Raw genomic sequence first — 12328 nt, 5'->3', positions numbered from 1 at the left:
TTTGATGCTTAACTGTGGGTCCATAAAGTGAAACTCGCGCAAAAACACAACATACACATTTCGCCAATGTTGATTTTGCTAGGATGGCAGCTTAGGTAAAAACCTACAAAGAGACAAATTAAACTTTGTCCATCTTACCCCGAATTCAACGCTGAAGCGCGATCGATATCCTTGGCTAAAGCCCTAAATTCGAGCCCTAAACTCAAGCCATAAACAAACTTAATTCGCGGATAACAAAAAACCGCCCTAGGACGGTTTTAGCGATATCGCATGAGTCACGCTCACAACACTATAAGCAAAGTATTATAAATACTGTACTGAGATGATTTCGTAATCTGTCATACCACCTGGCGTAGTAATAGACACTTCATCACCTTCATTTTTGCCGACTAAGCCGCGGGCTATTGGTGAATTCACTGAAATCAGGTTTTCTTTAATATTCGCTTCGTCATCGCCGACTATGCGATAAGTCACTTCGACATCGGTATCAAGATTTAAAATAGTCACAGTAGCGCCAAAAATGATACGACCGTTATTCACCATCTTAGTGACGTCGATAATTTGCGCGTTAGATAACTTACCCTCAATATCACGGATACGTGCTTCACAAATACCTTGTTCCTCACGAGCCGCATGGTATTCCGCGTTTTCTTTCAAGTCGCCTAACTCTCTCGCTGAAGCAATTGCTTCAGTGATTTTAGGGCGACGGTCAAACTTGAGAATATCTAACTCTTTACGCAGCTGCTCTGCACCGACAACTGTCATAGGAACCTTAGTCATAACTTCTTTCGTCTCCTTTAAAACAAAAGCAACCCGTGCCAACGCTAAGGTCAACACAGTCAAATGAGGGTGGAATTGCGCTATTCTAATCGTTATGCGCTTTTGATGCACCAAGAACAATGCATTGACGCAGCTTACCCAACCTTAAGCAGAGTTACCAGTAATCAAATTCAAATCTGTATACCTAAGGAAATTTCGCACACGTTTTAGTACGAAATGAATACAAAAATGCCCACTCGCCATTTAGACCGTGGGCATAAAGACTCAAAGCAAAAACCTCAAATTAGAGGTTAACTCATTTATTCAAGCCCAGCCTCAAAGGTCAAAAAGATTTCGCTAACTGTTTTATCAGCAAGGGATTTATCTGAATTAGGGCGCTCAATTGCCGCATGTAAGAGATAACGTCCTGCTGAAGGTAAGATCATTGAAACTTTACCGTCTTTATCTGAGGTAAATTCGATTTCCTCTGGTTTGTTACGATATAAGCTACCGTCTTTCATAATGGCGACTTTAACGCCTTCAACGGGCTTACCATCGAAAACAAATTGCAGGGTAGCAGCTTCGTTCTCAACAATATCTGCAGGATGAGTCACAGGCACTAGTTCTAAATATTCCCCCTTAGGCTTTAACACTTCCTCAGTTGGCTTATTACGTGTGACATAGGTTTCAACCCGCGACACATTTAAAGAACTTTCAAGTTCATAGGCTCCCTTTGGCATAGCAGCAGTTGTGGCTTTTTTATCCATACGGCTGCGTACAACCCCTTCTTTTCCTTTAACTTTATACTGAGAAAAATAACGAGGTGAAACTTCTTTTTCAAACTTATAAGTGCCATCTTGCATCAGTTGCACATCAAACACCGACTTACGTCCGCCCGTGTAACTTGAGCTTGGAGACGTTGGTTTTCCATTTGGCTGTAACACACGCACATCACTGGCACTAAAAGGTTTATCCATCATAAACACTTGATTGCTGGCAGACACATCTGAAGTAATCCACACAATTTCTTCACTTTCAGCCGAAACGTTGAAGTGGCTAGGTAAAATCCATCTGTCGTGGCTACTTGCCAATGGGCTAATACAAAGTGTGCCAAGTAATGTAATAAGACGTAATTTCATGCCTTTTCCTTAAGTTTAACGATTAATATACGGGCTAAATATTTAATGGATTGACTCAATGAGCCATGCCGCTTAAGCGTATATCGATAACGCCAGTTTCTGTCGTGGCGGGCAACTGCACAGAGAAATCTCCTGCAGCTAAATCGATATTTTGTCGTACAAGATCGCGACCACCGTGTTCACGCACCACTTCAATAAATACAGTGTAAGTGGCAGGTTCAAGCACTTTTCCCGCCTCATCTCTTAAATCCCAATCGATTTTGTAATGACCCGCGGGACGTGTCGCAGATGCAATACCGTCAACAAAGCTCATATCTTCGCGTCCGGCTTTACGCCACCAACGACGGATATCTTTCAACCATTTATGGCCTTCATCCCATACCCAAAGGCTTAAGGTTTTAACCGTTTGCCCCTTGGCATCCTCAACCCATACAGCCACATAAGGTCTGTGATATTGCCCTTCGGTAATTTCAGGCAAGGTTAAATCGACTGTCATTTTAGGCGTCGCAAACGCCACAGAACTGACAAACAAAGCACTCACCGCAATGGTGCGAATAAGATGACGCATACTCGGCCTACACTCCTTATGGAACAAAATAAACATACACAAGCCCGCAACTGCTGCTGACGAGTACCATGTATAACAATGACTTTTTGAGGCGCTTGGTTTGAGGCAGCAACAAATAAGCCCCAGTGAGCGAAAATAAAATGATAAGCACAGCGCTGAGATCGAGTATCCAAGCCCAAGCTGTGCCTGTGTTACGGCCCTTATGTAAATCATTCACTACGGCAACGACACCGTAATCTAAGGTTTCGACATAGGCTTGCCCGTCGAGTAAGTCCAATGTCAGGCTGCGGTAAGTGCCGGGCCCTTTGCTGACTAAACTAATTTCATCTTCATCGATATCGGCGCTCGTCATATCCATAGCCCATTCACTTTTCAACCAATGACCCGCAGCCAGACGCCATTGTGAGTCTTGGGCATTAACGGGTAACAAATAGGCAGGGATTGGCACTTGTTCCCGCTTAGGTTCCTGATCAGCTTGAGAAAACCAATTAGGATGATTTAACGTTATACCTGTCACCGCAAAAAACAGCATCAGCAACAATAAAGCCATAGACACATAAACATGAATAATGCGGGCAAAGGACAAAGACGACTTACTGACTCTTAATTTCAATGATGCACTCTCAAAAGCAAACCGAAGAGAAATACCTCCAAAGTCTGCTTTCCCTATGCAGCTAAAGAGAGAAATGAGCTGCATTAAACTAATTTAATGCGCCGAGATTAAATGAGATCGATTATCAAACAGAACAAAGTTTACAAACTTTACATATTCAATACTGAAAAAGAAGTTAAAAAGTAAGAAGAAAAATAAGTGCTAAAAATAAAGCACTTAGGAGTGAATCTATTTTTAGCACTCAAAAACCATTACCTTCGATTAAATTAGCAGCAAATAATTTATTGTATCACCTGTAAATACCTTTCAAATTCAGGAGGATAAAATCCAACATTTGGGTTAATTTTTTTGCTTAAAATTTACTTTGCCACCCTCTCGTTTACCTTATGCCAATCAGCTACAATCCGCCGCCGGCGACTTGCTGGTACTTCCAAGGAAATATCATCTTGAGTACATCTCTGCTCAAAAAAATGCGCTGCCTGCATATTGTGTGGCTCGCATTAATGCTCAACGCCTGCGTTGCACCACTATTATTAATGTCACCTCAAGGCCAGCTCATGTGGGCCTTGCTTAAACCCCTTGTCGGTTTAGATCCGAACGATGTCGGATTATTCGAACAACCGCTCATCAAAAACCGTATGCAGGAATTGCTGGGTAAAAATTACGATACCACCCTATCCCTGCTCAAAACGGCCGACAAGATCCAACAGGAAGGTCCACTCATCTACTTAGTGTCAACTTACACCCCGGTCCCCGAAATGGCCGAAAAAGCGGGTCTAGTTTGGAACTCAGACACCAACCAAATGGCAGTCATGCTGATGAAAGGCGGTGCACCCTTAGTGATTTCTGAGCAATTCAGTAATCAGGCAGAAAAACAGGTCCCAAGCTGGCCGAAGGAATTAGCCGACTATACCGATCCACAGAAGTTACAACAAAAAGCCTTAGAAGCGGGGGCAAATCAAGTACAGCAACAGTTAGCAATACCTGATGCAGTCAAAGCCGTTGCAACAGGTGATGTTAAAGCGGCTCAAGGTGCCGTTATTGATAGTGCGGTCACAGAGAATACCGTCATTAAGAATGCTGCAATGCCAATCAATATCACTGAAGCAGCTGCAAAAGTCGCAGCTCCAGCGGCTCCAGCAGAAATAAAATCGCCACCCGTTGCTCCTGAAGTCAAAAAGCAATAAAACGGATCACCGCAGTGCCTGCTCAAATGGCACTGTGGATTAACTTTGAAAATAGCTGAATTGCCACAACCAACGGGAATTATAGAGACAAGGGAAAGGCTGGACGGGCTAATTGAAGGGAAATTGAAAGCAAAATAACGCTAAGCTGAAATTAGTTAAAAGTCAGAAAGCAAAAAGCCTGTCCGAAGACAGGCTTTTTAACTTTTTGGCTGGGGTACAAGGATTCGAACCTTGGGATGCCGAGATCAAAACCCGGTGCCTTACCACTTGGCGATACCCCAATAAACTGTGTTTAATCTTCTATCGAAGATTGCATTTTGATGGTACGGGAAGAGAGACTTGAACTCTCACACCTCGCGGCACCAGAACCTAAATCTGGCGTGTCTACCAATTTCACCATTCCCGCATCAAAATGTACCAAAATTGTCTATTTAACATTTTTGGATTTTTCTCTGATAAATCACTTTAACAGAGTTAAATATGGTAGCAATGGCGGGACTTGAACCTGCGACCCCAGCATTATGAGTGCTGTGCTCTAACCAGCTGAGCTACATTGCCAATGGCTGGGGTACAAGGATTCGAACCTTGGAATGCCGAGATCAAAACCCGGTGCCTTACCACTTGGCGATACCCCAATCAACTTGGAAACTGAGAAAAAATGGCTGGGGTACAAGGATTCGAACCTTGGAATGCCGAGATCAAAACCCGGTGCCTTACCACTTGGCGATACCCCAACTAACTCTGTTTCAAACATCCGCTATCGCCGATGTTTCTAAATTCATATATCTAAAAAAATGGTACGGGAAGAGAGACTTGAACTCTCACACCTTGCGGCACCAGAACCTAAATCTGGCGTGTCTACCAATTTCACCATTCCCGCACAGCTTCATGTTTACATCGTGAAGAGATGCTAGCAATCAATGCTAGAGTAAAATCGTGATTCATTTTATATAAGAAATTTATCTTAAATAAAATGGTAGCAATGGCGGGACTTGAACCTGCGACCCCAGCATTATGAGTGCTGTGCTCTAACCAGCTGAGCTACATTGCCACATCGATATTACGCGCCCCTCTCAGCGAGGAACGGGGCGTATTATGCTTATTCGAGGTATCTAGGTCAACAGCTTTTTTTCGCTATTTCCCTTAGGTTAAGCTGTTCGGCTATTACTTCACCAAACTGAGCAACAGATGTGCTAAATAACACCTTGTTGCCCATACTTAGCTTAATTTATCGAGACTTACAGCGTGAATAAGCTTTGTTATACGTTAAACAGGAAATGCATCACATCGCCATCTTTAACAATATAGGTTTTACCTTCCACGCGTAACTTACCGGCTTCTTTCGCGCCAGCTTCACCTTTGTGGGCAATAAAGTCGTCAAATGCCATCACTTGGGCACGGATAAAACCGCGTTCAAAATCGGTATGGATAACGCCTGCCGCTTGCGGAGCACTCGCACCCACTGGCACAGTCCAAGCACGCACTTCTTTCACGCCTGCGGTGAAATAGGTTTGCAGATTCAGTAATTCATAACCTGCGCGGATCACACGATCTAAACCTGGTTCTTCGATACCCAGATCCGCCATAAACTCATCGCGCTCCTCGATTTCCATCTCGGCCAGTTCAGATTCAATCGCCGCACATACGGCAACAACGATAGCGTTTTCAGTGGCAGCAATGGTGCGAACGGCATCTAAGTGCGGGTTATTTTCAAAACCATCTTCCGCAACGTTAGCAATATACATGGTCGGCTTTAAGGTTAAGAAGTTCAGGTAAGCCACCGCTTCCAGCTCTTCTTTCGATAAATCCATAGAACGCAACATTTTCGCTTCGTCTAAAATGGGGCGCATTTTTTCTAATACTTCCACTTCAAACTTAGCGTCTTTATCGCCACCTTTAGCACGTTTCTGCTGACGCTGAACCGCACGCTCTAAACTGTCTAAGTCAGCTAACGCTAATTCAGTATTGATGACTTCGATATCGCCAGCAGGGTCAACCTTGTTAGCAACGTGAACAATGTTGTCATCATCAAAACAACGTACTACGTGACCAATGGCATCGGTTTCACGGATGTTAGCTAAGAACTTGTTACCTAAGCCTTCGCCTTTAGATGCGCCGGCTACGAGACCTGCGATATCCACGAATTCCATGGTAGTAGGTAACACACGTTGTGGATTCACAATCGCAGCTAACGCATCCAGACGTGGATCCGGCACAGGTACAACACCAGTGTTAGGTTCAATGGTACAAAACGGGAAGTTAGCCGCTTCGATGCCAGCCTTAGTTAACGCATTAAAAAGCGTTGATTTACCTACGTTAGGAAGACCAACAATGCCGCATTTAAAACCCATATGCTTACCTTTCTCTCGATTATTGGCTGACAAGTCACACTCATCAGCGAGGTTTAGTCGTCCTGCCCTATGGCAGCACATTACTGAATAATTAAATCACTTGAATCACTTAAGTCTCGCCAAAGGCAAAACCTACTCCGCTTTAAAGGAGTGTAATCTGTTCATGGCTTTCACCATGTCTTGTTTAAACAAAATTTCGGTAGAACGCACGGCTTCATCTATCGCCGCCTCGATAAGTTCTTGCTCTTTAGCAGGCGCTTTTCCCAGTACGTAACCACTCACTTGATTTTTATCACCGGGATGACCGATACCTAAGCGTAAACGGTAGAAGTTTTTATCGTTAGCCAGTTTAGCAATAATATCTTTCAGACCATTGTGGCCGCCATGACCGCCACCGAGCTTAAACTTAGCCACACCGGGCGGCAGATCGAGTTCATCGTGAGCGACCAGAATCTCTTCCGGCGTGATACGAAAAAAATTCGCCAAAGCGCCAACCGCTTTACCGCTTAAATTCATATAAGTCGTCGGGATCAATAAGCGGACATCTTTACCGTGCAATACGGCTCTGGCGGTCAAGCCAAAATACTTACTGTCGGCCACTAAAGTCACGCCGCAAATTCTCGCTAACTCAAGAACGTACCAAGCCCCCGCATTATGGCGAGTGTGTGCATATTCAGCACCTGGATTAGCCAGACCAACTATTAATTTTATTTCGCTCATGACACTCAATATCGTTATTTCGTCGATGACAGCCGCGCAAAGTGCCGACTGAACTGACCATACCAGCTAAAAACGCGGCATTTTAGCACTCAAACCCCAAGTCAACAAATGCCACGTCATCGCACAGGAGCAGAACACAAGGTCAGAACACAGAACAACTCAGCGTTAATTAAGCCCCATAGCATATTTAAGGACAGTCTTTTTGAGCGGGGAATTGATGTTTGCCAACTTTAACGCGCCATTACGCAGCAGCTTTAGCGGCAGAATATCGTTGCTAAAACCGGCGTAAAACAAATCCATCGCCGTCATCATCAATTGATTATCGCGATAACGTTTGCGCTGATATTGGGCAAGCACCTCATTCGACCACCAGAGGTTATTTTGAGTTAATGCCTCCTTTATTACCGCCAAAAATGCTTCGACATCCTTAAATCCAAGATTCACCCCTTGGCCTGCGAGGGGATTAATGGTGTGAGCGGCATCGCCTAAAATCACCACATTATGACTATAGTAGCGCTGGGCATGCCGACGAGTGAGGCCAAAACTGCCTTTATTCTCAACGGTGAAATCGGCATCTAAGCGCGCAGGGAAATGCAAACGTATCTGCTCGGCCAACTGTTTGTGATTAAGCTGCATTAACTGTTTTATTCGATTGGCGTCGTCGTACCACACCAGCGAAGCGTTATTGCCAGGTAAAGGTAATAAGGAACGTGGCCCTTTGGGCGTAAACTGCTGCCAAGTCACATCCTGTTGTCCCTGTGCGGTGTTGATATTAATCAACATGGCCGATTGAGCGTAATCCCAACCCGAAATGCCAATTCCCGCCCATTGGCGTACCTGCGAGTGAGCACCATCGGCGCCAACCAACAACTTAGCGATGAGTTTACTATTCGATTGTAAGTGCACACTCACGCCATCGCTATCGCGGGTAAATGCCACCACTTTATCGGGACAATATAAGGTGATGCCTGCCAATTGTGTCATCTGTTGCCACAGGGCAAGTTGGATTAAACGGTTTTCGACTATATGGCCTAAATGGCTGGCGCCAATTTGTGAACAGTGGAATTGGGTGATGCAGCCATCGAGCTCCCAAGTTTCTAAGCCCAAATAAGGCACATTACGCATCTTGAGCAATGAGTCCAAGGCGCCAAGACGTTCAAGCAGCGTTTCAGAAGCAACACTGATGGCCGAGACTCGCACATCTAATGGCTGTTCGGCTTGATAAGCCTCTGGCGCAAAGGATTCAATCACCGCCACTTGCAAACCCTGTTGGGCTAATCCAATTGCCGTCGCCGCACCGACCATACCGCCGCCGACAAGAATGACATCGAACTCAGTACTTTCAGCATGAGTGCCTTCTGCATGAGTGACGTCAGCATGAGTCACGTTAGAATCTGTGGTGTCGGATATCATCTGTGCATGTGTCTCTTCAATCTGGCTCATCCTACTTACCACCTTAGTTAGCACCTTTAAGCCCTTCTGTATTTCTGCCTAAGCGACTTTTCACAAACCCGCTCGATTATGCCTTATATCAAGATACCACGGAAATGTTGAGCGCATTTCGATTCGAAATCCGTGAAGACATAGGCATTCAAGCCCGAATAGTTTGCTGGAAATAACGAAAGCTCAACCTGTTAACAATATTAATCTTGCTCAAATGCAGCCGAACAATAAAAACTTACCATTTGTGAGGGTATCGTACTTGGCAAAAGCCAACAGCTAAAAGTGTGGACAAAGCTGGTCAGCAGCCGTAACAGCAGGTAAAATGTCGCGCTATTTTTATTGGTCATCTTAGGGCGACACAACTGATGAGTAAGAAACTCCATATCAAGACTTGGGGCTGTCAAATGAATGAGTATGACTCATCCAAGATGGCTGATCTGTTAGGCGAATACCAAGGTTATACCTTGACTGAAGAAGCGTCTGAGGCAGACATTCTCCTGCTCAACACTTGTTCTATCCGTGAAAAAGCGCAAGAAAAAGTGTTCCATCAGCTAGGACGCTGGAAGACGCTTAAAGATAAAAATCCCAATTTGATTATTGGCGTGGGCGGCTGCGTTGCCTCACAAGAAGGCAAAGCCATTAAAGACAGAGCCCAATGTGTCGACATTATTTTCGGACCACAAACCTTGCACCGTCTGCCCGAGATGATCGAGCAAGTGCGCCGTGGCGACAAAGCGGTTATCGATATCAGTTTCCCTGAAATCGAAAAATTCGACCGTCTGCCAGAGCCACGCGCCGAAGGCCCAACCGCGTTTGTGTCTATCATGGAAGGTTGCAGCAAATACTGCTCGTTCTGTGTCGTACCTTATACTCGCGGCGAAGAAGTCAGCCGTCCATCGGACGATATTATCCTTGAAATCGCCCAATTGGCGGAGCAAGGTGTGCGCGAAGTAAACTTGCTCGGCCAAAACGTGAATGCCTATCGCGGCGCAACTCACGATGGCGCAATTTGTACTTTTGCGGAATTACTGCGCTTCGTGGCAGCCATCGACGGTATCGACCGTATCCGCTTCACGACCAGTCATCCTATTGAATTTACACAAGATATCATCGACGTTTACGAAGATACCCCTGAGCTTGTAAGCTTCTTGCACTTGCCAGTGCAATCGGGTTCTGACCGTATTCTCACAGCGATGAAACGCGGCCATATGGCGATTGAATATAAGTCAATCATCCGCCGCCTGCGTAAAGCCCGTGAAGGGATTCAAATCAGCTCGGACTTTATCATTGGCTTCCCTGGCGAAACCAAGGAAGACTTTGCCGATACCATGAAGTTAATTGAAGACATAGGTTTCGACCACAGCTTCAGCTTTATCTATAGCGCACGTCCGGGCACGCCAGCGGCAGATTTACCCGATAACGTCGATATGGAAGAGAAAAAACAACGTCTGGCGATTCTGCAAGACCGCATCACCCAGCAAGCCATGCGCTACAGCCGCCACATGATGGGCACAGTGCAACGTATTCTGGTTGAAGGACCATCGGTGAAGAATCCTATGGAACTGCGCGGCCGTACTGAGAACAACCGAGTGGTGAACTTCGAAGGTCAGCCAAAACACATTGGTACTTTCGTGGATGTCGAAATCGTCGACGTTTACACTAACTCACTGCGCGGTGTCTTTATCCGCGGCGAAGATGAAATGGATCTACGTCGTAGCCTGCGTCCGGCTGAAATTCTAGCCAAGCGCAAGCAAGATGATGAACTGGGTGTGACTCAATTTAAGCCATAAGCGTTAAATCGGCTTAACTTAAACAGTACCGATATCAGTACCTATATAAAGAAGGGCGACTTAGTCGCCCTTTTGCTTTCACGCACTTTTGTTTAAGTCTACCGAGGCAATTGTTATTTTCCGTTAGCAATTATCGGCTATGGCTCGTAAACTAAAATTATCTTGCGATGGTTAACCAACCTCGTACCTTGCTTTCTTATTCGCTATTGGGAGTGCTATTTGTCCAGTAAATTAACTACCATGAATCTGTATCTCGAACCCGCAGAAACACGCCGTTTGGCTTCACTGTGCGGTCCATTCGATGACAATATCAAGCAGATAGAACGTCGCGTTGGAGTTGAAATCGTCCGTAAGAACAATCATTTCCAGATCACCGGACTGCCACGCAATTGTTTAAGCGCCAACAACTTACTAAAAGAACTCTACATCGAGACCCAAACGGTTAAAGGCAGCACGCCCGATCTTGAGCCTGAGCAAGTCCATATCGCTATTCAAGCAGCCATTGCCCTAGAGCAAGCAGACGCTAACGACGACAGCGGTATTAATATCAAAACCCGCCGCGGTGTCATTAAGCCACGCAATCCGAATCAAAGCTTGTATGTGGCCAATATTACGCGTCACGATATTACCTTCGGTATTGGTCCTGCAGGAACGGGCAAAACCTACCTTGCCGTAGCAGCGGCAGTAGATGCGTTAGAGCGCCAAGAAGTGCGCCGCATTCTGCTGACTCGCCCTGCAGTGGAAGCGGGTGAAAAACTCGGTTTCTTACCCGGTGACTTAAGTCAAAAGGTCGACCCTTATCTACGCCCCCTCTACGATGCCCTGTTCGAAATGCTTGGCTTTGAAAAAGTGGAACGCCTAATCGAGAAAAATGTGATTGAAGTGGCGCCGCTTGCCTATATGCGCGGTCGTACCTTGAACGATGCCTTTATTATTCTCGATGAAAGCCAAAACACCACAATCGAGCAGATGAAGATGTTCCTTACCCGTATCGGTTTCAATTCCCGTGCGGTGATCACAGGCGACATCACTCAAACCGACTTACCTAAACATCAAAAGTCAGGACTACGTCACGCGATTGAAGTGTTAAGCCAAGTCGAAGAAATCAGCTTTAACTTTTTTGTCTCCCAAGATGTAGTGCGCCATCCTGTGGTTGCCCGTATCGTTGAAGCCTATGAAGCCTTCGAGTTAAAAGAGCAAACCTTAAAAGCCAAAAAAGAAAGCCAGTACCAAAAGCAACAGCAGGAAGCCGCAACACATGAGTCTTGAGTTAGCCTTAGATATTCAACATGCCAGCACCAGTGAGTGGCTACCAACGGACGAACAATTCGCCCTTTGGGTCACTACCGCAATTGGCAATAGCATGGATGAAGCTGAATTAACCATACGTATCGTCGATAGCCGCGAGAGCCAAATGCTCAACAATACCTATCGCGGTAAAGACAAACCGACCAATGTGCTGTCATTTCCCTTTGAAGCACCACCAGAAATTGAACTTCCTTTACTCGGAGATCTTGTCATTTGCGCGGCAGTCGTTGAAAATGAAGCCCGTGAACAACAAAAACCACTAGAAGCGCACTGGGCACACATGGTTGTACATGGTTGCTTGCATCTGCTAGGGTATGATCACATCGACGATGAAGAAGCCGAAGAGATGGAGTCATTAGAGACTCAACTCATTGAAAGCTTAGGTTTTACTGACCCATATAAGGAACAATAATTAGCTAAGATAATCCCTATCAAAAGCTAATGAGAAAA

The 12328-nt window shown here is 45.4% G+C and carries 11 protein-coding genes and 7 tRNA genes; 4 read left to right on the top strand and 14 right to left on the bottom strand.

Annotation, left to right across the window (positions count from 1 at the left end; all coding sequences use genetic code 11):
* Positions 1–303 precede the first annotated feature (303 nt).
* From greA to KO531_RS11105, 4 genes are all read right to left on the bottom strand, one after another.
* Positions 304–780 (bottom strand): transcription elongation factor GreA, encoded by a 477-nt coding sequence (gene greA / locus KO531_RS11120; protein WP_028761461.1) that lies wholly within the window; start codon positions 778–780, stop codon positions 304–306.
* A 299-nt stretch (positions 781–1079) separates the two neighbouring features.
* Complete coding sequence (locus KO531_RS11115) at positions 1080–1898, bottom strand: DUF4198 domain-containing protein (RefSeq protein ID WP_028761462.1); 819 nt, start codon at positions 1896–1898, stop codon at positions 1080–1082.
* A gap of 55 nt (positions 1899–1953) precedes the next feature.
* The gene (locus KO531_RS11110; protein WP_219251198.1) at positions 1954–2466 is read right to left on the bottom strand and encodes a DUF2271 domain-containing protein; all 513 of its coding nucleotides are present in this window, start codon (positions 2464–2466) and stop codon (positions 1954–1956) included.
* 16 nt (positions 2467–2482) lie between these two features.
* A complete protein-coding gene (locus KO531_RS11105) occupies positions 2483–3079 on the bottom strand; it encodes a PepSY-associated TM helix domain-containing protein (protein ID WP_131523236.1) in 597 nt (198 codons plus the stop codon).
* Positions 3080–3549: 470 nt separating this feature from the next.
* Between KO531_RS11105 and KO531_RS11100 the strand changes: the two genes are divergently transcribed.
* Positions 3550–4266, top strand: coding sequence for a hypothetical protein (locus KO531_RS11100; protein ID WP_219251220.1), 717 nt, complete (start codon positions 3550–3552; stop codon positions 4264–4266).
* A gap of 206 nt (positions 4267–4472) precedes the next feature.
* Here KO531_RS11100 and KO531_RS11095 read toward each other — a convergent pair.
* The 10 genes from KO531_RS11095 to KO531_RS11050 form a co-directional block, all read right to left on the bottom strand.
* Positions 4473–4547 (bottom strand) — tRNA-Gln (locus KO531_RS11095).
* Between the two features lie 40 nt (positions 4548–4587).
* Positions 4588–4672, bottom strand: a tRNA-Leu gene (locus tag KO531_RS11090).
* Between the two features lie 75 nt (positions 4673–4747).
* Positions 4748–4824 (bottom strand) — tRNA-Met (locus KO531_RS11085).
* 2 nt (positions 4825–4826) lie between these two features.
* Positions 4827–4901 (bottom strand) — tRNA-Gln (locus KO531_RS11080).
* 24 nt (positions 4902–4925) lie between these two features.
* Positions 4926–5000, bottom strand: a tRNA-Gln gene (locus KO531_RS11075).
* Between the two features lie 61 nt (positions 5001–5061).
* Positions 5062–5146, bottom strand: a tRNA-Leu gene (locus KO531_RS11070).
* 94 nt (positions 5147–5240) lie between these two features.
* Positions 5241–5317, bottom strand: a tRNA-Met gene (locus tag KO531_RS11065).
* 208 nt (positions 5318–5525) lie between these two features.
* Positions 5526–6617, bottom strand: a complete 1092-nt coding sequence (ychF, locus tag KO531_RS11060; RefSeq protein WP_219251197.1) for a redox-regulated ATPase YchF — start codon at positions 6615–6617, stop codon at positions 5526–5528.
* A 132-nt stretch (positions 6618–6749) separates the two neighbouring features.
* On the bottom strand, positions 6750–7337 hold the full coding sequence (gene pth / locus KO531_RS11055; protein ID WP_028761467.1) for an aminoacyl-tRNA hydrolase: 588 nt from the start codon (positions 7335–7337) through the stop codon (positions 6750–6752).
* Positions 7338–7502: 165 nt separating this feature from the next.
* A complete protein-coding gene (locus KO531_RS11050; RefSeq protein ID WP_219251196.1) occupies positions 7503–8780 on the bottom strand; it encodes an FAD-dependent monooxygenase in 1278 nt (425 codons plus the stop codon).
* A 365-nt stretch (positions 8781–9145) separates the two neighbouring features.
* On the opposite strand from KO531_RS11050, the gene miaB reads away from it, so the two are divergent.
* The 3 genes from miaB (at position 9146) to ybeY (ending at position 12290) form a co-directional block, all read left to right on the top strand.
* Positions 9146–10570 (top strand): tRNA (N6-isopentenyl adenosine(37)-C2)-methylthiotransferase MiaB, encoded by a 1425-nt coding sequence (miaB, locus tag KO531_RS11045; protein ID WP_006082739.1) that lies wholly within the window; start codon positions 9146–9148, stop codon positions 10568–10570.
* A 219-nt stretch (positions 10571–10789) separates the two neighbouring features.
* Positions 10790–11839, top strand: a complete 1050-nt coding sequence (locus tag KO531_RS11040; RefSeq protein WP_028761469.1) for a PhoH family protein — start codon at positions 10790–10792, stop codon at positions 11837–11839.
* A complete protein-coding gene (ybeY, locus tag KO531_RS11035) occupies positions 11829–12290 on the top strand; it encodes an rRNA maturation RNase YbeY (protein ID WP_105251690.1) in 462 nt (153 codons plus the stop codon). Before KO531_RS11040 ends, ybeY begins: the two co-directional genes overlap by 11 nt.
* Positions 12291–12328: the final 38 nt, after the last annotated feature.

The organism is Shewanella sp. NKUCC06_TVS, assembly GCF_019345515.1.
GTDB classification, from domain to species: Bacteria; Pseudomonadota; Gammaproteobacteria; order Enterobacterales; family Shewanellaceae; genus Shewanella; species Shewanella oncorhynchi.
This window is presented reverse-complemented; position numbering and strand designations above follow the sequence as displayed.